Source organism: Nostoc sp. TCL26-01 (genome assembly GCF_013393945.1).
Lineage (GTDB): Bacteria > Cyanobacteriota > Cyanobacteriia > Cyanobacteriales > Nostocaceae > Trichormus.
The window spans coordinates 4,583,507-4,608,093 of record NZ_CP040297.1; the positions used below are offsets into that span (position 1 = coordinate 4,583,507).

Genomic DNA, 24,587 nt, shown 5'->3' on the forward strand with positions numbered 1-24,587 from the left:
GGTGTTTTTTGAGGTAAATATTCTGGGTATGCAAATCCGAAAGCTTGTTCATCAGGAAATCGATACAGTCATTGAATTTTTGCAAGCAATGCTCGATGCGATGGCATCCTTCGGTGGTCATGCCTTGCAAGATCCTCATTCTGTTTCAAGCTGGTTTCGAGATTCTATCCAATCGCAGATCGAATCTCCCAATCATCTTTTTCTCGTAGCAGAACTAAATGTCTCCTCCAGTCAACTAATTGGCGTTCTCGAAGCCAGTATTATCGAGCTACATTCTGTATTTCTACCAAAATCATCCCTGCATATCCACGCAATTTATGTTGTTCCTGAACATCGCTGCTCTGGAGTTGCGCGATCGCTCATGAAAGCAGCATTTCAATGGGGTCGAGACAATGGCTGCACGGAAGCTGACCTCAATGTTTTGCGAAACTCACCCGCAAAATTGTTTTATGAGGGTTTGGGGTTTGAAGCCTTTCAGATCGAGATGCGGCGAAAATTATGAAATTAGCGCAAGAATACAATAGTTGAATGACCACGCTGATTGTAGAAATACGTTGTAAATTTGCTGAAGAGCAGACTTTACTCAAAGGAGACGTGGTGACGATGACAACTGATTGGTATGAGACATTGGTTGAGAAGCAGGTAACATACGCCTTAAATCTAAACGGTAAAATTGTTCTGATTGAGAACGTGCCTGCCCGTGTAAATGAAGAAACAGGCGAGCAATTTTTCTCCCCATCAACCGTAGAGCGTTTACAACAGACAATTCTAGATAGAAAAGAACCTGATCATTTTATTCAGGTTCCTGTATACAACTATTCAAGCAGTGCAGCATAATAATTCGGGCACAAGGGCTGCTGAAAACGATCGCCTGTTTGCGTTCTCTCCCTTATTTCATCAAACTCATCTTCAATTGCGCCAACGATGAGAAAATCAAGATTTAGAATTAAGGAATTCCTGCTTGTTGGAAAATTTGTTGGGGTGTGAGTTGCAGCCCTAGCAACAAGTCATCTGCTAAACTCTCTTCACCAGTTTTTGTTTGTGGTCTGGCATCAGGATAGAACACACTCACCGTTTTAGCTTTGGCATCGACAACCCAAACTCTCATCACACCTGCATCCAGGTAATCTGTAGCTTTAGCACTCATTTCCCCAAAACTTTGACCAGGAGAGATAATTTCAATGACTAAGTCTGGCGGGATAGGACAAGCATCATCCTCAATGACATCACTATTGAGACGAGAGAAAGAAACATAAAGTAAATCGGGTACAGGAACCCAATCTCGTCCCTGACGTTGGAGAGTAATTGCCCACTCAATACCAACCTCACCACAACTTTGCGCCCACGGCGTTAAAAGTATGGAGATTGTGCCTGTTACTCTGGAATGAAATCTTTTTGGTGCCATTTTAGGTTTTAATTCGCCGTTAACTAGTTCGTAGGTAATATCCCCATCTGGTAATGCGAGGTATTCTGCAAGTGTGATTTCAGCCTTGAGTTGAGTCATAGCGATCGCCTACCCTAATCCATAATTCTATTTGTAACCTGAGTAATGAGTGCTGAGTGAGGAAGTGAGGGAGTGCTGAGTGCTGAGTATAGAACTAATGACTAATGACTAATGACTATTGACTATTGACTATTGACCACTGACCATTGACTCTTCCCCATAAATTTTTTTGGAAATCTTCATTTAATCTCAGCCGATATGTCACTTCAGCGCATATGCTAACGATGGGGTTGAGCTACTGGATTGTGTGTGATTAACGGTAAGAAGGAGACAAATAGATCAATGAGTAACATTCTTGATACCGCTATAGAAGCGATTGTTGCCCGCGAAATTTTAGACTCACGCGGTAGACCAACCATAGAAGCAGAAGTTCACTTACTAGGTGGTGCGGTAGGATTAGCACAGGTTCCTAGTGGGGCTTCCACTGGCACATTTGAAGCCCACGAACTCAGAGACAAGGATAAATCCCGTTACGGTGGTAAAGGTGTACTCAAAGCGGTACACAATGTCAATGAGGTACTAGCGCCAGAATTGATTGACTTAGATGCTCTCAATCAAGAACTACTAGACCGGAAAATGATTGCGCTGGATGGTTCAGCTAACAAATCTAATTTGGGTGCAAATGCCATTTTAGCGGTTTCCTTAGCAGCTGCGAAAGCTGGGGCTGAAGCTTTAGGTATTCCCCTCTATCGTTATTTGGGTGGCCCTTTGGCGAATTTGTTACCCGTGCCGTTGATGAACGTGATTAACGGTGGCGCTCATGCCTCGAATAACGTTGATTTTCAAGAGTTTATGATTGTACCTGTGGGGGCTTCTTCTTTCCGGGAAGCGTTGCGTTGGGGTGCAGAGGTGTTTGCGACCCTCAGCGAAGTTCTCCATGACAAAGGGTTACTCACAGGGGTGGGTGATGAAGGTGGTTTCGCTCCCAACTTGGAATCGAATCAGGTAGCCTTGGAATTGCTGGTGGCGGCGATTGAACAGGCTGGTTACAAGCCAGGGGAACAAGTTGCTTTAGCGCTGGATGTAGCTGCTAGTGAATTTTACAAAAATGGGCAGTATGTCTATGACGGTAAACCTCATGCCCCTACAGAGTTTATTGATTATTTAGGGCAGTTAGTTGACAAATATCCAATTGTATCCATTGAAGATGGTTTACATGAGGAAGATTGGCAACATTGGCAATTACTGACTCAGAAGCTCGGCTCACGAGTACAGTTAGTGGGAGATGACTTGTTTGTCACTAATGCTACTCGCTTGCAAAGAGGTATCCAAGAAAAAGCCGGTAACGCCATTTTGATTAAACTCAATCAAATTGGTTCCTTGACTGAAACCTTAGAAACAATTGACTTAGGGACTCGTAATGGTTTCCGTTCCGTGATTAGCCATCGTTCCGGTGAAACCGAAGACACAACGATCGCCGATTTAGCCGTAGCCACCCGTGCCGGTCAAATCAAAACCGGTTCTCTGTGTCGTAGCGAACGAGTAGCCAAATACAACCGCCTGCTGCGAATCGAAGACGAACTAGGCGATCGCGCAGTTTATGCCGGTGCTGTGGGATTAGGGGCGAAGTAGGGGATTGGGGATTGGGGATTGGGAATTGGGAATACTACTTTTAACCTACCCTGTCACCTGTCCCCTGTCCCCTGTCTCCTATCACCTGTCCCCTGTCCCCTATTAAGGATAAAACCCCAACTTCGGCAAACCCAAAGTCTCATCCCAACCCATCATAATGTTGAGACACTGAATTGCTTGACCCGCCTGTCCTTTGATTAAGTTGTCAATGGCTGACATGACAATTACTCGACCGGTACGGGGGTCAACTTCTACACCTAGATAGCAAAGATTGCTACCTGTTGCCCATTTGGTTTGGGGATAAATCCCTGTTTCACAGACTTTTATCCAAGGGGAATTACGGTAAAAAGCAGTATAGATTGTAGTTAAATCATCTCCAACCAAACCAGGATCGCGGAGGGTGGCGTATACAGTCGCCAGAGTTCCTCTAACTATGGGGATGAGATGTGGCGTAAATTGGATTGTGACTTCATGTCCAGCCAAATCGCTACAAACTTCTTCAATTTCTGGGGTGTGGCGGTGACGTGCGACGCTATAAGCGGCAAGAGAGTTATCGGCTTCTGCTAACAATAAATGTGTTTTGGCTTGTCGTCCACCGCCAGATGTGCCAGATTTAGCGTCTACAATTGCTGTCTCTGGTACAATCAGACCTTGTTTTAATAGGGGCGACAGTGCTAATAAACTGGCTGTAGGATAGCAACCAGGACAACCAACTAACTGAGTATCGGAAATGCGATCGCGGTAAATTTCTGGTAAGCCATAAACTGCGGTGGCGGCTATAGTGCGATCGCTTCTTTCCCTACCATACCAACTGGTATAAGTTGCCAAGTTACGCAATCGATAATCTGCACTCAGATCGAATACTTTACATCCTTGTGCCAACAATATTGGTGCAATTTGGCAAGCTAGACCATTTGGGAGTGAGAGAAACACCACTTCGCAACGACGCGCTATGGTTTCTACATCTACTTCTTCAATCAGTAATTTAACTGCATGAGCTAAGTGGGGATACAGAGATGCAAATGATTTACCGATACTGCTCTCACCACCCAGATAAACTAGTTCCACTTCTGGATGATCCATCAGTAATCGCACCAGTTGCACTCCCCCATAGCCTGACGCGCCAACAATCCCCACGGGTACGCGCCTAAAATTGCTCATGTTCTAAAATCCTTATTAGTCATTGGTCAATAGTCATTGGTCATTAGTCAATAGTCATTGGTCAATAGTCATTACCCATTACCCATTACCCATTACCCATTACCCATTACCCATTACCCATTCCCCATTCCCCATTCCCCATTCATATTGTTATCAAAACATTGCTAGTCTATATCTCTGTTGTGTAAAGGAGCTACAATCTAGAATAAGAAATTGTTAAGAAAATTTACTATTGCTAGCTTAAACTCTCTGTGTCACAACCTAAAAATACACAGCAGTCCCAAACTAATGTTCTCATTGGAGAAAACCCCAGTGTGGGTATATCTCCTCAAGTAGAAGAAACCACTCACAACATTGCCTCTCTCACCAAAAATTCTATGTTTGATTCCATTGATGCTGCTTTAACAGACCTGAAAGCGGGTCGTGCCATTGTGGTGGTAGATGACGAAAATCGAGAAAATGAAGGCGACTTGATTTGTGCTGCTCAGTTCGCTACTCCTGACATGATTAATTTTATGGCAGTGGAAGCAAGAGGGTTGATTTGTTTGGCGATGACAGGCGATCGCTTAGATGAACTAGATTTACCATTGATGGTAACTAATATCACAGACCCTAACCAAACGGCTTTTACTGTCAGTGTTGATGCTGGCCCCCATTTAGGTGTATCTACTGGTATTTCTGCTGAAGATCGAGCGCGCACAATTCAAATTATCCTCAATCCAGCGACAAAACCCGCAGACTTACGCCGTCCTGGACACATTTTTCCCTTACGAGCCAAAGCTGGTGGGGTACTTAAGCGTGCTGGACATACAGAAGCATCTGTTGATTTAGCTCGACTAGCAGGATTGTACCCAGCAGGAGTGATTTGTGAAATTCAAAATCCTGACGGTTCGATGGCACGCTTACATCAGTTAATCGAGTATGCCAAAACTTACAATCTGAAGATTATCAGTATTGCCGATTTAATTAGTTACCGCCTCCAACATGACCGCTTAGTTGTGCGTGAGAGTATTGCCGAACTACCTACGCAATTCGGTAATTTTAAAATCTACGCTTATCGCCACACTGTAGATAACAGTGAACACGTAGCGATCGTCAAGGGAGATCCTGACCATTTTCAAGATGAGCCAGTTATGGTAAGGATGCACTCGGAGTGCCTGACTGGTGATGCTTTAGGTTCTTTACGTTGTGACTGTCGGATGCAGTTACAAGCAGCATTGAAAATGATTGAAACTGCTGGTCAAGGTATAGTTGTTTACCTGCGGCAAGAAGGACGAGGTATCGGCTTAATTAACAAGCTCAAAGCCTACTCCTTACAGGATATGGGACTGGATACAGTAGAAGCCAACGAGCGTTTAGGATTTCCCGCCGACTTGCGAGATTACGGTATGGGGGCGCAAATGCTCATGGATTTAGGTGTTAAAAAAATTCGCCTGATAACTAATAATCCCCGTAAAATTGCTGGAGTTAAAGGTTATGGTTTAGAAGTAATCGATCGCCTGCCATTACTGATTGAAGCCAACGATTATAATTCCTATTACCTAGCTACCAAAGCCAAAAAACTCGGTCATATGCTGTTGCAGACTTATCTAGTCACAGTAGCGATTCAGTGGCAAGACGACCTGCAACTAGTAACAAAACGCTATGAACGCCTAGAAAAACTGCGCCATTTAGTCAGAAGTCATGACTTACTGTTGCAGGAAGAAGCTCGACCTTTAGCGATCGCTCTATTCGACGAGGCATCCTTAATAGTACACTTAGGTTTTGACCAACCCAAAGTTGCTAGTTGTGATTGGTATAGCCAAACTGGCCATCCTTACCTACAAGCTATCTGCCAAATTCTTGATAACCTGGCAAAGTTACCTTACATCCAGAAACTAGAATTTCTGATTTCTGCCGGTTGCGATCCTCTCACCAATTTACAAGTCCAATTAGATAGACAAACAATTCCACCTGATAAATTACCTTCTAGCTTGAGCAGTAGTTTAGAAACACAGAAAATCTATAGTTTCACTAAAGAATTAGATTCTTAGTATTAGTAGCGACTGTCTTGACTTTCAAGATAGTCGCTACGTCCAATGCTCAAGAAAACTACGTAGCCAAACTTCATCTTCTATATAGAATTTATAAGTGAGAATTCAGCATGAATTCTGTATGGCTAGCGGATGAATAAATGGTGAAACACCACAGTAATACCAATTTCCTTTAAATGTGAACAGTAGAGACGTTGCATTGCAACGTCTCTACATAATTTATGTGTCTACATTGCTCTAGAAAACGCTGGGGAATTTCCACACTTTCACCCCAGTGCAAATGAATGTAAGAAGCATGAATATTTTTAGCTAAACCCCATCCTTCACAACCCATATTTTCTGGATAATCGTAACGATAGGTTTCAAAAAGTGGCTCTGTTGGAGTTGATATTAAGCGGGAACGATGAAATTCATGTCCGTAAATGCTTGTGCCTGCATTTACCAGTAAACTATCTTGCAAAGCCACAGCACGACGATAACCTAAAGTTAAGCCTCCACCCATCGCCGCAGATGTGGGTAACACTCCCACCATCGGCCAAGATTTCCCTGAAAAATCGACTATTTGCTCACACAAATACATTAAACCCCCACACTCAGCAATCGTGGGTATCCCGTTTAAAATAGCTTGTTTCACTGCATCACGGGCATGAATATTTGCGGCTAACTCTTGGGCAAAAACTTCGGGAAACCCGCCACCAAAATACATTCCCTGGATACCTGGTGGTAATTCTTCATCAGTTAAAGGACTCCAGAAGACAATCTCTGCACCTAAATGTTGCAACAAGTCGAGATTATCTTGATAGTAAAAATTAAAAGCGCGATCGCACGCAACGGCAATTTTTAAAGATGGGGGAGTGGGGAGAGGAGGAGATGGGGGGAAAGAATCTATACAAGTATTTTCTCCTTGTCCCCTTGTCACGCCAGTCACCTCAACGGGGGAAACCCCCGCACGGTGCTGGCTCCCCTTGTCCCATTTTGAATTTTGCGGAAAGTAGGCGGTGTCGGTTTCCGTCCCGCCTAACTTTCCAAGACGAATTTTGAATTTTGAATTGATTTGTCCTCTTGTCCCCTTGTCCTCAGTTCTTAATAGTGGTAACAAGCTTTGCCAATCGAAGCAAGTATCGCCTAAATCAGCGAGGCGGTGAATGACAGCATCAAGTTCGGGGAGTTCGGCGGTAGGGATTAAACCGAGATGGCGGTCGGGAATTGTGATATTATCTTGACGACGGATTACGCCGAGAATGGGTAATTGTAGAGCTTGTAGGGAATTTTTGAGTAAACAGAGATGGCGATCGCTCCCAACACGATTCAGCACTAAACCAGCTATTTTAATTCTAGGATCAAAGGAACAATAACCGTGAGCGATCGCTGCTACTGAACCAGACAACCGACTACAATCAATCACCAACACCACAGGCAAATCTAACAACCGTGCAATATGCGCTGTACTAGCAAAATCAGTTGTAAGTTGTCCAATTCCATCAAATAAACCCATGACCCCTTCCACCAACGCATATTCACTGTTTTGCTGATGCGTCACAAAACACTGCTGTACGTAAGCCTCTGAAGTTAGTACTGGGTCTAAATTTCGACAAGCACTACCCGTAACATAGGTATGAAACATGGGATCAATGTAGTCGGGGCCGACCTTGAAAGATTTAACTATGGGATGATTAGCCATCGCCCCGGAGTTATTACGCCGACATAAAGAGGCTAAAAGGGCCAGAGTGACTGTTGTTTTCCCCACGCCGCTACGTTCTCCAGCAATCACTACAGCCATGCCACACAAGAATAATTCTAGAATTGATACTTAATAAGTTTATTCAATAACGTTGATATTGATGATTAATTTATAAATAGAATTCAGGAGTCAGGAGTCAGAATTCAGAATCAATCAGGGTTTAGGAATATTAGCTTACTCATCAAATATGAGAATTTGAACTATTCTGACTCCTGTATTCTGACGGATGTATCCTTACCATTCTCTTTTCTTGTATAGGAATCATATTTGATTTCTGTTGGCGTAGCCTGTGCTTACACAAAAAACTCAGTACACCTCTATTACTTATTTTTCTGTTACCTGTTACCTGTTACCTGTCCCCTGTCACCTGTTACCTATTACCTGTTCCCTACCTATGCAAGAAATTTCAATAATCAAGTCGGATTCCTATATTCATGGTGTATGTAATTTCTCATAGCTATTTTTGCAGATGAAAAACAAATTATCAAATATCTATCTTTAGATACAAATCAGTGAACATCTTTAAAAAAAAGTTCATACTAAAAGCAGATTTATCTTAAAAAAAACTAAAAATTACCTAAAAATGCCCTACTAGGGCATTACATTGAACAATGGAAAAAAGATGTACTAGTAAATTAAATAACAACAAAAATTATCTAGATATCAATAATGAAAACTTCTGCTTTGTTGTTAGCGTTTAGTCTGATGCTAACAGCTTGTAATGGTTCACAAAATACTGCCGTATCTCCCAGTCCTTCAGAAAATACCAGCACAGCAGAACCTGTACTGAATCAAACCAAAACTAAATCATTAGTAGTGACAACAGTAGCTCCACTGACAAATATTGTTAGTAATATTGCAGGCGATCGCCTTGATGTCAAAGGCATTATTCCCGAAGGTGCTGACTCTCACACCTTTGAGCCACGTCCCAGCGATGCCGATTTGTTATCAAAAGCTAACTTAATTCTCGTCAATGGTCTTTATTTGGAAAGCCCAACAGAAAAGCTAGCAAAATCATCAAAACCCAAAGAAACAAATATTTATCAGTTGGGTAATAACACCATCACCCAAAGCCAGTGGATTTTTGACTTTAGCTTTCCCAAAGAAAAAGGCGATCCCAACCCGCATTTGTGGGTAAACCCGAAGTATGCTGAAGCCTACGCTAAACTAGCAGCTAAACAGTTAACGCAGTTAGACCCCGAAGGTAAAGACTACTACACCAAAAACTTAAATAACTACTTGCAACGCCTGGATGCTTTAGATCAAGTGACGCGAGAGGTAGTAGCAAGTATTCCTCCCCAAAACCGCAAACTCTTGACCTATCACGATTCTTGGGCATATTGGGCAAGAGAATACGGTTTTCAAGTCATTGGGGCAATTCAACCCTCTGATTTTAAAGAACCTTCCGCTCAAGATGTTGCCAAGCTGATTGATCAGATTCGGAAACTTCAAGTACCCGCCATATTTGGCTCTGAGGTCTACCCTAGTAAAGTAGAAGAGCAAATTGCCCGCGAAGCTAAGGTCAAGACAGCTAACACAGCTGATGACGAACTACCAGGAACAGGTTCAGCCAACGCCTTAGAAAATAAAAATCCCCAGCACACTTATATTGGCATGATGGCCAATAATCTGCGAATCATTGCAGAAAATCTAGGCGGCAATCCCAAGTTGGTTGACAAACTTAACACCGCTAATGTGGTTGGCCCAACTGCAACGGCTACCAACGCCAATCAATAGTATTAACAAAACTAGTGGAACCAATACTAGAAATTAAAAATCTCACCTGTGGGTTTCAAACTCAACCAGTCTTTACAGGCATAGATTTGACTCTTTATCCTGGTCAACTCTCTGGCTTGGTGGGGCCTTCGGGGAGTGGAAAAACCACCCTCATCAGAGCCATTTTAGGGTTAGTTCATCCTTGGGCTGGGGAAATTTGGTTTCATGGTAGGCGTTTACAGCCGGGAATAGCGCCTCCCAAAGTGGGCTACGTACCACAGGTGGAAACAGTAGATTGGAATTTTCCTGTGACTGCATTGGAAGTAGTCATGATGGGGCGTTATCGCAAACAGCATTTATTACCTTGGTCTTCCCGGAAAGACCGCCTTGCTGCTAAAGCACTTTTAGAGCGAGTGGGAGTTGACCACATTGCCCATCGTCCCATCGGTGAACTATCAGGTGGACAACAGCAGAGGGTATTTATTGCTAGGGCGCTGGTAGGAGAGCCGGAAATTGTGCTTTTAGATGAGCCTACTAGTAGTTCAGATTTACGAGTGCAGCACGAATTATTACACCTGTTGGCTGAACTCAATCAGCAGGGGTTGACAATTCTGCTTTCTACTCATGATCTCAACTCTGTAGCGACTCATTTACCTTGGGTGGTGTGTTTTAATCACGGCATTATTGCCCAAGGTCAACCAATTGATATATTTACCCCCCCGATCTTGAAAAAGACTTTTGGCTCAGAAATGGTTGTCTTTCATCAAAATGGCCGGATTCTCATTGCCAGTGGTGATACTTCTTTGCAGCATCAAATGGAAGATAATTTGCCGCCAATTTTGAGACAAACGACCTCAAATAACCACAGCTAGAATAGAACAAATGGATTTTCTACTTAAACCCTTTGCCTACGAATTTTTTAGCCGGGCCATTTTTGTCGGCATGATGGCGGGACTTTTATGCGGTGTTATGGGTGTATTTATTATCACTCGCCGGATGAGTTACATTGCTCATGGGCTTTCTCATGCCATCTTAGGGGGAGCAGTTTTAAGCTATGTTTTAGGTCTAAATTTTTATCTTGGTTCAGGGATTTGGGGATTTGCGGCTGCTTTGCTGATTCAATATTTAACTGGACGGAAAGTCTACTCAGATGCAGCAATTGGCATTGTCACAACAGCTAGCTTTGCTTTGGGAGTAGCAATCATCAGCACTTACCGTAAGTTTAGCCAAAACTTTGAAGCGGCTTTGTTTGGTAATGTATTGGGTGTTGCGCCTACGGATTTATGGGCTGTTACGGGAGTCACGGTAATAATTTTAGGTTTGGTATTTTTGTTTTATCGACCATTGCTATTTTGGTGTTTTGACCGAGAAGTAGCACAGGTTCAGGGTGTACCTGTACTGGCGATGGATACACTGTTTGCTTTAATGTTGGCGACAATGTTAGTTGTTACCCTCAATATTTTAGGAGTAACATTGATCATTTCTGCGGTAGTTATTCCTGCTTCGATCGCTCGATTGTTAAGCGATCGCTTTGGTTATGTGATGATTATTTCTGGGATATTAGGGGCAGCGATCGCATTTGTGGGCATCTATCTCAGTTATTATCTAGACATCGCCTCTGGTGCTAGTGTTGTCTTACTTTCAACTTTAATTTTCGGTGGCGTTTTATTGGGAAAAAATATTCAAAGTCGCCGCAAACGCTACATCCCATCCCTGGTTTCACCACATTATCAAGATTAGGAACTTACAGATAAAACGACCAAAAAATACCTCCAGATTCTTAGGAAAAATCGCTAGCAATCTGAAGGCTGGATGAGTTTTTTGACTATTAGAGATTTTTTTGCATATTGACTGAATTAACCATTGACTTCTAACTTCAATACTTGCCCAATTACTGCCAGACTTTCTTCAAACAGTGACTCTCGACCCCAGCGTTGTACCTGCTGACTCAGCAGTGCTTCTGCTTTTTGTTCAGATAGAGAACTCACCTGTTGAAACAGACCAGCAGCTTGAGCGCCACCATGAGTTTCCATGCGCATACAACCGCCAGTTTCTGAGCAAATCACTGTACCACAGTTGGCTTGGGGATTGGTAGAACTTAGACGCAGAGCAATTAAATCCCCCATAATATCACCGACATCAGCTACGGGAACCCCTGCCAATTCAGCTTCTATTTGTCTTTGGTCTTGGTTGAGAAAGTGAATGCGGGTGATATCATAGTCTCCACTTTCCTTTTTATAGGCCACAGGTAGCCATTCTAAGCGACTTGCTAGCCAACCCAAAAATAATATTGCTTGTGCGGGATTGCCTTTTTCGTAGTCAATTGTCACTCGGTCAATTTCTCCTAGTGCGGCGCGGCGGTTGGGAGAATCGTAAGCTTCGGCTGTCAATTCTTGCCATGCAGCCAAGCGTCGCCAGTTTAAATCAGCTAGGGGTACACCGGTTTCTACCAAGGATTGCAAGCTGAGTAAATCGGTTTCGGGTTCATTAAAGTTGCAAGAATCCACAATGACGTTATTGCAGACTGCTGCCAAGCGCTTAAATAGAGAATTGTTGGGGTCTGGTGTAGCTTTCCACCACAAGAACTTGGGCAAACCACCAATCAACAATGCCGGAATCATCCCACCTACACGTTCTAAGGCCGCAGGTGTACCACTGAGGGTGATGTATTCACAACAGATGAGGGTACTGGAAGATTGTTTTTGAATTGGGCAATAGGCGGAAACTTGCGCTTTTACCCCTGCATCTTCACCCACAATTGGACACAGAGCAATAATGCGGCAAGGGTTACGCAGAGCAATTTCATCAGCAATTCTTGGACTGACTACACTGGTATTGTAGGAAGTATTACCGTTAGCAATTTCACCTGTGGCTCCATTACCCTGACGTTTAGTAAATTCTTCCCGTAGTTTAGCAATGGTTTCGGGTGTAGCTGTGCCGGTTTCTGGCAATGCGTATTTAATTTGTACTTGTCGCAGGGCAGTTTCTGTCTGAGGGCCTAAGATCCCATCAATCGGGCCGTTGTAGAATCCTAAAGAAGCCAGCAGATACTGAGTTTCTTCTGGTTCGTAAACGACTAATGTGAATGTGGTAGCACGAGTTGCCGCAGGTAAAGCGCCATCTTCGCCTGTGATGCCGTAGCTTTGCCAAATCTGATTTAATTCCGCTTCAATTTCATTGAGCGAAATATCTTTTGGGGCTTGCAGTGAAAAAATGGTAGGAGCTTGGGTAGTCATAGCCAATTTTGTGAGTTGTGAATGTGAGTTGTCAGTTGTCAGTTGTCAGTTGTCAGTTGTGGTTTTTGATGTCACCAACTAATGACTAATGACTACTGACTAATGACTAAATTTTTAGAGCCTGCGCCAGCGACGACCGTCTTGGTTAATTAAAAATTCTGCTTCTGCTGGTTCCCAAGTGCCTGCTTCGTATTGAGGAACAATCAGGGGGTCAGAAGGTGCATCCCAAACTGAAAGGGCGGGGGTGACTACCTGCCAAGCTGCCTCTACTTCGTCTGCACGGGTGAATAATGTTTGGTCGCCCATCATACAATCAAGGAATAGGCGATCGTAAGCATCGGAAGTTGCCGCAATCCCAAAGGAACCATAGCTAAAATCCATATCCACAGAACGAGTCCGGAATTCTGCTCCTGGCATTTTCACATCAAAACGTAGTGAAATGCCTTCGTTAGGCTGAATCCGCATTGCTAAAATATTGGCATTTCTTTGTTGGGCGGCGGATTGAAACATCCGTGAAGGTACATCGCGGAAGTGAATAGAAATTTCACTCACTTTTTTCGGCATCCGCTTGCCAGTGCGTAAGTAGAAGGGAACACCTTGCCAGCGCCAGTTATCTACTAAGAATTTCATGGCGACGTAAGTGGGTGTAGTCGAGTTTGGGTCTACTCCTGGTTCTTCTCTATACCCAGGTACGGGTTGACCTTTCATCCAGCCATTGCTGTATTGACCACGGACGGCGGAACGTGACAAGTTATGGATGTCTGCTAGGCGTGTAGCTTGTAATGCCTTGACTTTTTCTGTGCGGATACTGTCAGCATCCATTGAGTTGGGTGCTTCCATTGCCGTAAGACAGTAAAGCTGCATCAGATGGTTTTGCAACATATCCCGCAGTGCGCCGGCTTTTTCGTAGTAACCCGCCCGGTCTTCTACACCTACGGTTTCTGCCACGGTAATTTGCACGTGGTCAACAAAATGACGATTCCACAACGGTTCAAAAATCGCATTGGCAAAGCGGAATACCAATAAGTTTTGAACTGTCTCTTTACCTAAGTAGTGGTCAATTCGGTAGACTTGGTTTTCTTTACAATATTTCTGGACGACTTGATTGAGGCTTTGGGCTGAGGCTAAATCTCGACCAAAAGGTTTTTCAATGACTAGACGATGTTTGTAGGAGTCGTCTAGCATTCCTGCGCCTCCTAATTGCTTGATGGCTTCAGGGAAGAAGTTAGGCGCGACGGAGAGGTAGAACATTCTGTTACCTCTGGTTCCCCGTTTTTCGTCTAATTCAACCAGGAGGTCTTTGAGTTTTTGATAGCTTTCGGGGTTATCTATGTCTCCAGGACAGTAGAATAGACCTTGAGAAAAATCTTGCCAGAGTTCTTCTGGGTCAACGCCACCGTGGGCTTCTTCCATCCCTTTACGCATTTGTTCACGGAAGTATTCGTGACTCCATTCCCGACGGGCTACACCGACAATGGTGGTTTCTGGGGGAATACGTCTTTCTTTCCGCAGTTTGTAAAGTGCGGGAACGAGTTTGCGCCAGGTAAGATCACCAGAAGCGCCAAAGATAACGATAATTTGGGGTTCGGGCATTCCTTGCTGTTGCAAGCCAACGCGCAAAGGATTTTCTAGAAGACTAACCATAAGAGTTGGGGATTTTAGGTGGGAGGTTGAAGATTGGGGGGGATTGGGGATTGGGTATTGGGGATTGGGTATTGGGGAACTCGGGGCCCCCTCTGGGGATAAGGGGTAATGGGGGTTGGGGATGAGGTAAATTTACTCTTCCTTGCACCCTACGCCTGTACCTTTTCCCAGTCACTAGTCCCCAGTTCCTAGTCCCCAGTCTCTATACTGGTGACAATAGCTTGACTTTGCCCTCTAAAGAGTTCATGAGGGACTGGAAGGGTTGGACAAATTTGTTAATACCTTCGATTAACAATTCGTCCATGACTGCATGAATATCAATGTTGATGTCTGGGTCTTTGAGGCTTTCTATCAGTTGGTAAGCTTCTGTGACTCCTGTTTCTATACGGTTAGCAACATCACAATGGTCAGCACAAGCGGTAATTGTCGCTGGTGGTAAAGTGTTTACAGTGTCTTGACCAATCAACTCATCGACATACATGACATCGCTGTAGCTGGGGTCTTTGGTGCTAGTGCTAGCCCACAGTAATCTTTGAACTTTTGCCCCTTGATTGGCTAGGGCTTGCCAGCGACTATCAGCCAGAATTTTTTTGTACTCTTGATAGGCTATCTTGGCATTAGCGATCGCTACTTTACCTTTGACAGCCCTGAGTTTTGCTTCTACGCTAATATCATCAACGCCACGCTGTAATTTAGCGTCAATTTTGGCATCAATATTGCTATCAATTCGACTGAGAAAGAAGCTAGCGACAGAAGCAATCTGGCTAATATCTTGACCTTTGGCTAGTCGGTTTTCTAAGCCACGAATATAAGCCCAAGCTGTGCTGATATAGCTTTTCACAGAAAACAACAAGGTAATGTTGACATTAATCCCTTCAGATATTACCTGTTCTACTGCTGGTAACCCGGCTTCTGTACCAGGAATTTTAATCATCACATTTTCCCGCCCAATTTCTTGATAATAACGACGGGCTTCGTTAATTGTGGCTTGGGTATCATGGGCAATGGTTGGTGGGACTTCAATACTCACATAACCATCAAGTCTATTCGTGGCTTCATATACAGGACGCAAGATATCACAAGCATGACGAATATCAGCAAAAACGAGGGATTCATAAATCTTGTACGTTGGTAATGCCTCCCGAATTCCCGCTTCTATCTCAGCATCGTAAATCGCATTATCAGAAATTGCTTTTTCAAAAATAGCTGGGTTGGAGGTAATGCCACAAACCCCTTGATTTTTAACTAGATTTTGCAGTTCCCCTGATTGAATGATGTCACGGCTCAAATTATCCATCCAGATACTTTGACCGTATTGTTTAATTTCTAGTAGATGATTGGTAGTCATGGCGATAATTCGGTTCCCTCTGTAAATGATGTGTCTGAGTGATTTGACAAAACCCATCAAAAGCATCATGTGACTTTTGCATTTTTGCTTTGCCTAACACTTAGCGCATCGGCCAGCTGAGATAATCTGGGGAGTGGAGAGTGCTGAGTAAAGAGTGAGGGAGTGAGGGAGTGAGGGAGGTAGTAAGAATTGCTAATGACTATTGACCAATGACTATTGACCAATGACTAATGACCATTCTGAATAAAAGATTCTACTTTTGCTACATCTTCTTTGCTACCAATAATCAAAGGTGTACGTTGATGCAGTTTTTTCGGGACAACTTCTAAAACATCTACTAACCCTGTAGTTGCACGACCGCCAGCTTGCTCAATCACAAAGGCTAAGGGCGCAGACTCATATAACAAGCGCAGTTTTCCTTCTGGTTTTTGAATTGTTCCTGGGTAAAGAAATACACCACCTTGAACTAAAATTCTGTGAATATCACTGACCATTGCCCCACTGTAACGAGCTGTGTAGCCTTCGGTGCGATGAACATAACGGATATATTCACGAATAGATTCTTCCCACTGCCAAAAGTTACCTTCATTGACACTGTAAACTGCGCCGTGGTTAGGAATGCGGATATTTTCTTCTGTGAGGATAAATTCTCCTAAGCTAGGATCAAGGGTAAATGAATGCACCCCTCTACCTATAGTATAAACCAGCATGGTGCTGGGCCCGTACAGGATGTATCCCGCCGCAATTTGTTTGCGTCCGTTGGTGAGTAGGTCTTTTGCTTGACCGTCGCTATCATCCCCTTCTTGTTGACGAATAGCAAAGATGGAACCCAAGCTGAGATTTGTGTCGGTGTTGGATGAACCATCTATGGGGTCATAAAGTAGGGTATAACGACCTATGGGGCAATTTTCTGGGATATAGTATGGTTCGTCCATTTCTTCGGAAGCTAGGCGACAAACTAAACCGCTTTGCTTAAACACGGAGATAAATACGTCATTGGCGTAAACATCCATCTTTTTAACGGATTCGCCTTGGACATTCACATCTCCTGTAAATCCTAGTACACCTTCCATCAAACCAGCACGGCTAAGGCGACGGGCAACTAGTTTACCAGCTAAAGCAATCCGATTCATCAACGCACTTAAATCTTGTGCATCTGGGGAAAAACTTTGCAGTTGCTGTAATACGTGACGGGATAAGGTTGTACAATCTCGATCTAGGCTTTTGTCTGTAGCGTCGTTGCTGGACAACTCCAAGGATTCTGAAGCTTTGGTCATCTTATGTACTCCCTAATGGCTGGCTGTGAGTGGGGTGGAATGAACTGTTGCTGCCTTTATCTTAGAAAGGTAATTTCCGAAAATATATGTGATTTTAGATAAACTAAAGGAATGAAGAGTAAGCGATCGCTTTACCTGGAATTGGCAATTAGTGATGAGAGAGTAAGGCTATATGGGTGTAAGGGTATAAGGATTTTGAACATATACACCTCTACACACATATATCATTACAAAATGAATATCAGGTAAGCGTTTCATTAAGTGAGGATGAGTGTTTTCCTTTCGCTTATCTGTCTTAGTGAGATTAAATGTGCAGTTTTTACTGCTTTATTTGTCTATATCTAGCAAAAGTCATTCTTTAGGAAATTGATAATTAGAATACATTTTGCTAGAATAGTTTACTAACCTAAAAATCTTGTTTTTTCGCCCAACTACCTCGTCGGTCATCTTCTCGCGGTTTGGCTTTATTCACCCTCAGTTGACGGCCCATCCATTCTGCGCCATCTAATTCTGTAATAGCTGCGTCTTCTTGTGCGTCTTCATTCATTTCGACAAAAGCGAAACCACGCATCCTGCCTGTTTCGCGGTCGGTAGGTAACACCACTCGTTTCACCTCACCGTAATCTGCAAATACGGCTCTTAAGTCTGCTTCGGTGGCGCGGTAGGAGAGATTTCCAACGTAGATAGTCATGTGGGATCACGTAATTCTGAACAAACAGTAACTAATTCAGCATGAAAACTTTTCTAAGCAAACAACGAATTTTGCTTAGTATTTAGTTGGTCACAGGATAGTAAATGTTGTAGAGCAGCAATCATCGTTGCTGGCGTTAACTGCAACTTTTACCTTCCATCTAGCTGAACTGAGGCATACGCTCATATGATAACTGATTGTGATAATTTTCAAAGTGAGAGAGATTACAAAGTCTGTTAATCAGTAACGCTGATATAGTCATCTGATTTGATTTCTGAATCACTCGTAGGGGTAAGGGACTGGGGACTGGGAACTGGGAAGCAAGAATAAAGGTGTACTGAGTTTTGTATGCGTAAGCGCAGGCTTCGCCAACAAAAATAAAATATGAGTTCTATAGGATTTGTATCTGAGAGGTTGTTTGAAAAGTCTAATATGTTACTTGGGCGAATATAATTCGCCCCATACTTTTCAAACATCCTCTGATTGGGGAAAACAGGGAATAGCCAATAGGCGATAGAAAGTAGGTTTTCTCTACACTCCACAACTTTTCATATAACTACGAAAAAGGCAAAAGAAATTCTTCTTCTGCCTTTTTAATTGACATTTTTATTGTGAAACTTTACTCATCGTAATCATCATCGTCATCGTCATCATCATCGTCTTCGTAATCATCTTCCACGTCATCTTCTACAAGATCATGGATTTCGTCAGCAATCAACTCATCATCATCAAGAATTGAGCGACGGCTATTAAATCCAGATTCCCCAAGACCAGGACTGTCTAGATTGTAGGCACGAGCTGTGCGGTCATCTAGTACCATATCTAGAGGATCATCGGTTTCGTCTAAGACGCTGGTGCTTTCTAGGGTTGCATAGTCTTCGATCATACCGGGTTCGTCGTAGGTATTGTAACCAGTTCCCGCCGGAATTAATCGCCCGATAATCACGTTTTCTTTCAAACCGCGTAACCAGTCAGATTTGCCCTCAATGGCTGCTTCGGTGAGAACCCGTGTAGTTTCTTGGAAGGATGCAGCAGAAATAAAGCTGTCTGTGTTCAAAGATGCTTTAGTAATCCCCAACAAAACTGGAGTATACTGCGCTCTTGCACCGCCAGTAATGGCCATGGCTTCATTCACCTGCTCGACTTGGCGCAATTCTACCAACTCACCAGGAAGCATGGTAGTATCACCACCATCATCAATCCGGACTTTGTTAGTCATCTGGCGGACAATAACTTCGATGTGTTTGTCGGCGATATCAATACCTTGGGATTGATACACCATCTGGACTTCATTCACCAAGAAGGTTTGCACTTTTTGCAAAGCATGGCTGGCGCAAGCGTAAACCCCATCTTCTGAACCCAGACTAAAGAAGATTTCCAGGATTTCGTGGGGGTTAGAAGGCCCATCACTTAATGGTTGTCCGGCGGCGACTTGAGAACCATCGGGGACAGCGAGATTTTGTCCAGGCCCGAGAGGATAATCGGTAACTACACCATTTGATTCTACGACCTTGATAGCGATCGCTTCATCACCATCACCATAAACTACTTTTAATTCACCCGCCCGTTTACCTAAGATACAAGCTTCTTTGGGTTTACGAGCTTCCAGTAGTTCTTCAATTCGGGGTAATCCTTGAATGATGTCTCCAGTTTTTGCCCGTTCAAACACCAACAGCACCAAGTTATCACCCCGTTGGACTAAATCACCGTCTTCTACCTGCAACACTGCACCAGGGCTGACTCGGTAGGGACGACCAATACGCAGGGTAATTGCGTAGTTTTTGGTACTCAGGGCTGAGTCTTGAGCTGTTGCCGTTTCTGGTGCATTTTTCACAGCGACAACTTGCCCAGATTCTTCAGCTAACACACCAGGAGCAATTTCTGCCCCGGATACAACTAAATCACCCGCTTTCACTTTCGGCTGGGTACTGACATTCAAGGTGATGGTGTCATGTTGACGCAAGACTAAACAACGCCGCACTGTTTCGCTGCCTTTCTGCACACCCCGCACAATCCCACCTTCTTTTGATAAGATTTGGGTACGAGCTACCACAGAACCAGGGACAATGGTTTGCCCGTCTTGTACTTCCAAACTGGTTTGGGTACTACCTTGAGTTGCATCAGCTGCAATATCCCGACGCAGTACTAAGGATTCCAAAATCACCAGTTGCAAGCGCTGAATATCTTCATCTTCGGTATCGGGGACGAGTTCAATATCTGCTGCTAGGGGGGAAGCATTGTGTTCTTGTTCGCCTTCTTGCTCAATTTCTAATACTAATTGAGTCCGCAGCAGTTCCACACCTTCTACAGATTTCACCCGTTCGGTATCTTTATAAGGCAGTCTTTGGACTGCTCGTAATTGAATTGAGCGCCCGGTTTGTTGACTTACCGATGTAGTGGATGGTACATCAGGATTACTGGGAACAGCAAATTCCACAACTGGACGACTCAATAGGGCTGGGCCTTCTGGTGACTCTACATACTGGATGTAACGCAGTTCTGTAACAGTCTGTCCTAAGAGTTCCTCACCTGCTTGCACAAAAGTATTATCTCGCCCAATCACCGCTTCTGGATCATCCACCATCAGCAATTCACCAGGCTTAATCACTACTTCCCGCAAAATGTCGTTTTTCTGGGTAACTTCTACCACACCACTGTTTTGACAGAAAATGTCTTTGACGACTTCTGTGCCAGCTTCGACAAACTGACCATCTTCAACTAACAGTAAGGAGATGTCTTTGTTAACTTCGTGCGTTTCTTCAGGAATCCACAACAGTGTTCCTCCCTGTACCACTTCATAACCCAGCTTGGCTTTGCCTTTCTTCTGGACTTCGACACCGGCAAATTTCAGGAAACCGCCTGTGGTGGTGCGGTAGTGGTCATCAATCAACTCAGCAACGACTTGACCATTTTGCACTTTTGTGCCTGGTGTGGCTCTGAGGTTGAAGACTTGGTTATTCCCAGTAGTGATTAAGTAGTTATTGCGACCTTGGGAACTTTGAACCGTCACAGTTGCTTGGTCTAAAACCACAGAAGCAGTGATAATTTCAATTTCCCTAGTACTCTTACCGGGTGTGGCTTCTGGTAAGCGCACCACACCACCGTGTAAGGTAGTTAACTTGGTTTCTGCGAGGACACCGTTAGTCTCGATGCGATCGCCATTTTTCACCGTCAATTCTGCCCCAGGCGGCAAGTTATAAACTTCCCCAGACAGAATCCAGATCAACCCCCCTCTGGCGGCTGTGGTGGTGGTATTACCTTGACGGTCGGTTTTTTGCTCAGGTACAACTTCGGCAAACTTCACTTCCCCAGCTAAGTCAGAAGCCACATCTTTGACGGCTTTTTCTGTGTTAGTCCGAGTAGTCCGTCCACCGAGGGCAACTTCTGCTAGCAATTGACCTTGTTTTACCTGCTGTCCGTCAACTACATATAATGTAGAACCTTGGGTAACGTTAACTTCTTGAGGTACAGGAGTTTCTGATCCTTCCTTACGCGGTTCGAGAATGATGATGCCGTTGCTTTCTACATACAAAGCATCTTCCCCGTGACGAGTACGGTAAGGTCTTGTCCGCAATTTCCGTGGTAGTTTGACAGTGCCATCGATTTTAGAACGAACTTGTTGTGCTACTTCCCCGGTGAATACACCACCTGTGTGGAATGTCCGCATGGTCAACTGGGTTCCCGGTTCACCGATACTTTGAGCCGCGATAATCCCCACTGCTTCGCCCAAATCTACCATCTTGGCGTGGGCTAAACTCCAGCCGTAGCAGTGCTGACACACAGAACGGGCAGCTTCACAGGTGAGAGGCGATCGCAATATAATTTCTGTGACACCAGCTTTTTGAATATATTTCGCCAAGTCATCAGAAATTGGGGTGTTGCGTGTAGCAATCACTTCTTTTGTGGTTGGATGTATGACATCCTCGGCAATTACCCGCCCTAGCAAGCGATTTCCTAAAGGAATGAGAGTTTTACTACCTTCGGTCATCGCCCGTAAGGGAATCCCTCTAGTTGTCCCACAATCAATTTCCCGAATAATCACATCCTGGGACACATCCACAAGACGGCGGGTCAGATAACCAGAGTCGGCGGTACGCAACGCTGTATCTACCAAGCCTTTTCTCGCACCGTAAGACGAGATAATATACTCTGTAACCGTCAGACCTTCCCGGAAGTTAGTCTTAATCGGCAAGTCAATAATTTCCCCTTGCGGATCTGCCATTAGTCCCCGCATTCCTACCAACTGACGTACCTGGGAGATATTACCTCTAGCCCCAGAAAACGCCATCATATACACAGAGTTGAGGGGGTTGGTCTTTTTGAAGTGAACGACAACTTCATCTTTGAGGGCTTCACTTGTACCGTTCCAGGTATCAATTACCTTCTGGAAGCGTTCTACTTCCGTAATTTCACCCCGTTGATAACGCGCTTCTGTCGCCCGAATTTCTTCTTCGGCTGCTTCTAAGAGGCTGCGCTTACTGGGTGGAACCATTAAGTCATCAACACTGATAGACACCCCAGCTTTGGTAGCGTAGCGAAATCCTAAGTCTTTTAATTTATCCGCCATGACTGCGGTGCGTGCCGTCCCGTAGTGAGTAAATGCCCAAGAAATTAAATTTCTCAGTTGACCTTTATCAACAACGCGATTGCGAAAAATCATTTTTTCGTTAGTCATTAGTTATTAATCCTTAGTCAATAGTCATTAGTCAATAGTCATTAGTCATTGGTCAAACACTTTTGACTTTTGACTTTTGACTTTCCTAACTTGCTAGTGCTTCTTGAATCGCTTTATTGTAAATAACGCGACCCGGTGTTGTGCGTATATACTGAGAAATGAGATTTCCCTGGGCATCTTCTCTAACTCGACGATACTTATAAAGTAAAGTCCGGCTACCATCTTCGTTATCTTTGACCTCTAGCGGTTCTGTATCTGGTTGGTCAGATTCTAGTTCACCGTCAAACCGGACAAAGATATAGGCGTGTAAGTCTACTTGCTCTTGCTGGAATGCCATAATCACATCATCCAAAGAAGCAAAATAATTACCTGCACCTTTGATGGCGTGGGGATTTTCTGCCGTCAGATAGTAGGCTCCTAGTACCATATCTTGACTAGGTGTAATAATTGGTCTACCTGTAGCTGGCGACAAAATATTATTAGAAGCCAACATCAGCAACCGCGCTTCCGCCTGACTTTCTAACGATAGGGGAACGTGTACCGCCATTTGGTCACCGTCAAAGTCGGCGTTAAACGCTGGACATACCAGAGGATGTAACTGAATAGCTCGACCTTCCACTAAAATTGGTTCAAAAGCTTGAATCCCCAAACGGTGTAACGTCGGCGCACGGTTGAGCATGACTGGGTGTCCTTCAATTACTTCTTCCAGTACATCCCAAACACTAGGGTCATTGCGAGAAATCAACTTTTTCGCCGCCTTGATGTTATTCACCATGCCGCTACGAATCAGGCGATTAATTACAAATGGCTGAAATAGCTCAATTGCCATTTCTCTAGGCAAACCGCATTGGTGAATCTTCAGTTTCGGCCCCACCACAATTACGGAACGTCCAGAGTAGTCAACCCGTTTACCCAACAAGTTTTGCCGGAAACGTCCTTGTTTACCCTCAATAATGTCAGACAAAGATTTTAGGGGTCGGTTATTGGCCCCTACCACTGTACGTCCCCGCCGACCATTGTCAATCAAAGCGTCTACTGCTTCTTGCAACATCCGCTTTTCGTTCCGCACAATAATTTCCGGTGCTAAAATCTCTTGCAAGCGAGCCAGACGATTATTTCGGTTAATTACTCGCCGATATAAGTCATTCAAATCGCTGGTAGCAAACCGTCCCCCGTCTAATTGCACCATTGGGCGCAAATCTGGTGGAATCACGGGAATAACTGTCATCACCATCCACTCTGGCTTGGAACCAGTAGCGATAAAGTTGTCAATTACCCGCAGGCGTTTAATTAATTTGGCTCGTTTTTGGCCTTTGGCAGTACCAATTTCTTCCCGCAGGCTTTCAGCTTCTTGCTCTAGATTAATATCAGCTAGTAAGCGCAACAGTGCTTCAGCACCAATACCTACTTCTACACCTTGCAGTTGAGAATCTTCACTATAAATTTGATCCTCAATTTCTAACCACTGGTCTTCACTCAGTAGTTGCTTGTAGGTTAAGGTTTCTGCATTGCCAGGACTGAGGACAACATAAGAGTTGAAATAGACAATTTGCTCCACATCCCGCAAAGGCATATCTAGCAAAATGGAGATATAGCTAGGAATCCCTTTGAGATACCAAACGTGGGCAACTGGGGCTGCGAGTTTAATATACCCCATGCGATGACGGCGCACTCGTGATTCGGTGACTTCCACGCCGCAACGCTCACAGACAATTCCTCTATGGCGTACTCTCTTATATTTACCACAATGGCATTCCCAATCTTTAGCAGGGCCAAAGATGCGCTCACAAAATAAGCCATCCATTTCTGGCTTAAGAGTACGGTAGTTAATCGTTTCTGGTTTAGTGACTTCACCGACTAACTGACCATTGGGTAATGTACGCTCACCCCATTGGCGAATCCGTTCTGGTGATGCCAAGCCAATTTTTACGTAGTCAAACTGATTAGTTTGGGCAGGTCTCATACTTAAGTGCTGAGTTCTAAGTAGGT

General features: G+C 44.1%; 17 protein-coding genes. 7 read left to right on the forward strand and 10 right to left on the reverse strand.

Annotation, left to right across the window (positions count from 1 at the left end):
* Positions 1-28 precede the first annotated feature (28 nt).
* Both FD725_RS19825 and FD725_RS19830 read left to right on the forward strand, forming a co-directional pair.
* Positions 29-502, forward strand: coding sequence for a GNAT family N-acetyltransferase (locus tag FD725_RS19825; RefSeq protein ID WP_256871662.1), 474 nt, complete (start codon positions 29-31; stop codon positions 500-502).
* Between the two features lie 26 nt (positions 503-528).
* A complete protein-coding gene (locus FD725_RS19830; protein WP_256871663.1) occupies positions 529-837 on the forward strand; it encodes a hypothetical protein in 309 nt (102 codons plus the stop codon).
* A 109-nt stretch (positions 838-946) separates the two neighbouring features.
* Here the strand turns inward: FD725_RS19830 and FD725_RS19835 are convergent, their stop codons facing one another.
* Entirely contained in the window at positions 947-1,504 is a 558-nt protein-coding gene (locus FD725_RS19835; protein ID WP_179049731.1) for a Uma2 family endonuclease, read from the reverse strand.
* A gap of 282 nt (positions 1,505-1,786) precedes the next feature.
* On the opposite strand from FD725_RS19835, the gene eno reads away from it, so the two are divergent.
* Positions 1,787-3,076: a phosphopyruvate hydratase gene (gene eno / locus FD725_RS19840; RefSeq protein WP_179049732.1), complete on the forward strand. Its 1,290-nt coding sequence runs from the start codon at positions 1,787-1,789 to the stop codon at positions 3,074-3,076.
* A gap of 102 nt (positions 3,077-3,178) precedes the next feature.
* On the opposite strand, the gene argC is transcribed toward eno, so the two are convergent.
* Positions 3,179-4,237: an N-acetyl-gamma-glutamyl-phosphate reductase gene (gene argC / locus FD725_RS19845; RefSeq protein ID WP_179049733.1), complete on the reverse strand. Its 1,059-nt coding sequence runs from the start codon at positions 4,235-4,237 to the stop codon at positions 3,179-3,181.
* Between the two features lie 377 nt (positions 4,238-4,614).
* Between argC and ribBA the strand changes: the two genes are divergently transcribed.
* The gene (gene ribBA, locus FD725_RS19850; protein ID WP_179051609.1) at positions 4,615-6,270 is read left to right on the forward strand and encodes a bifunctional 3,4-dihydroxy-2-butanone-4-phosphate synthase/GTP cyclohydrolase II; all 1,656 of its coding nucleotides are present in this window, start codon (positions 4,615-4,617) and stop codon (positions 6,268-6,270) included.
* 172 nt (positions 6,271-6,442) lie between these two features.
* Here the strand turns inward: ribBA and FD725_RS19855 are convergent, their stop codons facing one another.
* Positions 6,443-8,050, reverse strand: coding sequence for a cobyrinate a,c-diamide synthase (locus FD725_RS19855; RefSeq protein WP_179049734.1), 1,608 nt, complete (start codon positions 8,048-8,050; stop codon positions 6,443-6,445).
* Positions 8,051-8,680: 630 nt separating this feature from the next.
* Between FD725_RS19855 and FD725_RS19860 the strand changes: the two genes are divergently transcribed.
* From FD725_RS19860 to FD725_RS19870, 3 genes are read left to right on the forward strand one after another with little or no spacing between them, the layout of a single operon-like run.
* Positions 8,681-9,748 carry a metal ABC transporter substrate-binding protein gene (locus FD725_RS19860; RefSeq protein ID WP_218653126.1) on the forward strand — a complete coding sequence of 356 codons (1,068 nt, stop codon included), beginning with the start codon at positions 8,681-8,683 and terminating at the stop codon, positions 9,746-9,748.
* Between the two features lie 14 nt (positions 9,749-9,762).
* Complete coding sequence (locus FD725_RS19865) at positions 9,763-10,599, forward strand: metal ABC transporter ATP-binding protein (protein ID WP_179049735.1); 837 nt, start codon at positions 9,763-9,765, stop codon at positions 10,597-10,599.
* 10 nt (positions 10,600-10,609) lie between these two features.
* Positions 10,610-11,467, forward strand: coding sequence for a metal ABC transporter permease (locus FD725_RS19870; RefSeq protein ID WP_179049736.1), 858 nt, complete (start codon positions 10,610-10,612; stop codon positions 11,465-11,467).
* 116 nt (positions 11,468-11,583) lie between these two features.
* Here the strand turns inward: FD725_RS19870 and opcA are convergent, their stop codons facing one another.
* The 7 genes from opcA to FD725_RS19905 form a co-directional block, all read right to left on the reverse strand.
* On the reverse strand, positions 11,584-12,963 hold the full coding sequence (gene opcA, locus FD725_RS19875; RefSeq protein ID WP_179049737.1) for a glucose-6-phosphate dehydrogenase assembly protein OpcA: 1,380 nt from the start codon (positions 12,961-12,963) through the stop codon (positions 11,584-11,586).
* Between the two features lie 114 nt (positions 12,964-13,077).
* Complete coding sequence (gene zwf / locus FD725_RS19880; RefSeq protein WP_179049738.1) at positions 13,078-14,607, reverse strand: glucose-6-phosphate dehydrogenase; 1,530 nt, start codon at positions 14,605-14,607, stop codon at positions 13,078-13,080.
* A 202-nt stretch (positions 14,608-14,809) separates the two neighbouring features.
* Positions 14,810-15,955, reverse strand: coding sequence for a transaldolase (gene tal / locus FD725_RS19885; RefSeq protein ID WP_179049739.1), 1,146 nt, complete (start codon positions 15,953-15,955; stop codon positions 14,810-14,812).
* Positions 15,956-16,182: 227 nt separating this feature from the next.
* The gene (fbp, locus tag FD725_RS19890; protein ID WP_179049740.1) at positions 16,183-17,232 is read right to left on the reverse strand and encodes a class 1 fructose-bisphosphatase; all 1,050 of its coding nucleotides are present in this window, start codon (positions 17,230-17,232) and stop codon (positions 16,183-16,185) included.
* A gap of 406 nt (positions 17,233-17,638) precedes the next feature.
* Positions 17,639-17,923 (reverse strand): RNA-binding protein, encoded by a 285-nt coding sequence (locus FD725_RS19895; RefSeq protein ID WP_179049741.1) that lies wholly within the window; start codon positions 17,921-17,923, stop codon positions 17,639-17,641.
* Positions 17,924-18,542: 619 nt separating this feature from the next.
* Positions 18,543-22,598 (reverse strand): DNA-directed RNA polymerase subunit beta'', encoded by a 4,056-nt coding sequence (locus FD725_RS19900; protein WP_179049742.1) that lies wholly within the window; start codon positions 22,596-22,598, stop codon positions 18,543-18,545.
* An 85-nt stretch (positions 22,599-22,683) separates the two neighbouring features.
* Positions 22,684-24,561, reverse strand: a complete 1,878-nt coding sequence (locus FD725_RS19905; protein ID WP_179049743.1) for a DNA-directed RNA polymerase subunit gamma — start codon at positions 24,559-24,561, stop codon at positions 22,684-22,686.
* Positions 24,562-24,587: the final 26 nt, after the last annotated feature.

Coding starts and splice junctions, on each gene's coding strand:
- FD725_RS19825 (WP_256871662.1), top strand. CDS start 29: ATGCAAATCCGAAAGCTTGTTCATCAGGAAATCGATACAGTCATTGAA.
- FD725_RS19830 (WP_256871663.1), top strand. CDS start 529: ATGACCACGCTGATTGTAGAAATACGTTGTAAATTTGCTGAAGAGCAG.
- FD725_RS19835 (WP_179049731.1), bottom strand. CDS start 1,504: ATGACTCAACTCAAGGCTGAAATCACACTTGCAGAATACCTCGCATTA.
- eno (WP_179049732.1), top strand. CDS start 1,787: ATGAGTAACATTCTTGATACCGCTATAGAAGCGATTGTTGCCCGCGAA.
- argC (WP_179049733.1), bottom strand. CDS start 4,237: ATGAGCAATTTTAGGCGCGTACCCGTGGGGATTGTTGGCGCGTCAGGC.
- ribBA (WP_179051609.1), top strand. CDS start 4,615: ATGTTTGATTCCATTGATGCTGCTTTAACAGACCTGAAAGCGGGTCGT.
- FD725_RS19855 (WP_179049734.1), bottom strand. CDS start 8,050: ATGGCTGTAGTGATTGCTGGAGAACGTAGCGGCGTGGGGAAAACAACA.
- FD725_RS19860 (WP_218653126.1), top strand. CDS start 8,681: ATGAAAACTTCTGCTTTGTTGTTAGCGTTTAGTCTGATGCTAACAGCT.
- FD725_RS19870 (WP_179049736.1), top strand. CDS start 10,610: ATGGATTTTCTACTTAAACCCTTTGCCTACGAATTTTTTAGCCGGGCC.
- opcA (WP_179049737.1), bottom strand. CDS start 12,963: ATGACTACCCAAGCTCCTACCATTTTTTCACTGCAAGCCCCAAAAGAT.
- zwf (WP_179049738.1), bottom strand. CDS start 14,607: ATGGTTAGTCTTCTAGAAAATCCTTTGCGCGTTGGCTTGCAACAGCAA.
- tal (WP_179049739.1), bottom strand. CDS start 15,955: ATGACTACCAATCATCTACTAGAAATTAAACAATACGGTCAAAGTATC.
- fbp (WP_179049740.1), bottom strand. CDS start 17,232: ATGACCAAAGCTTCAGAATCCTTGGAGTTGTCCAGCAACGACGCTACA.
- FD725_RS19895 (WP_179049741.1), bottom strand. CDS start 17,923: ATGACTATCTACGTTGGAAATCTCTCCTACCGCGCCACCGAAGCAGAC.
- FD725_RS19900 (WP_179049742.1), bottom strand. CDS start 22,598: ATGACTAACGAAAAAATGATTTTTCGCAATCGCGTTGTTGATAAAGGT.
- FD725_RS19905 (WP_179049743.1), bottom strand. CDS start 24,561: ATGAGACCTGCCCAAACTAATCAGTTTGACTACGTAAAAATTGGCTTG.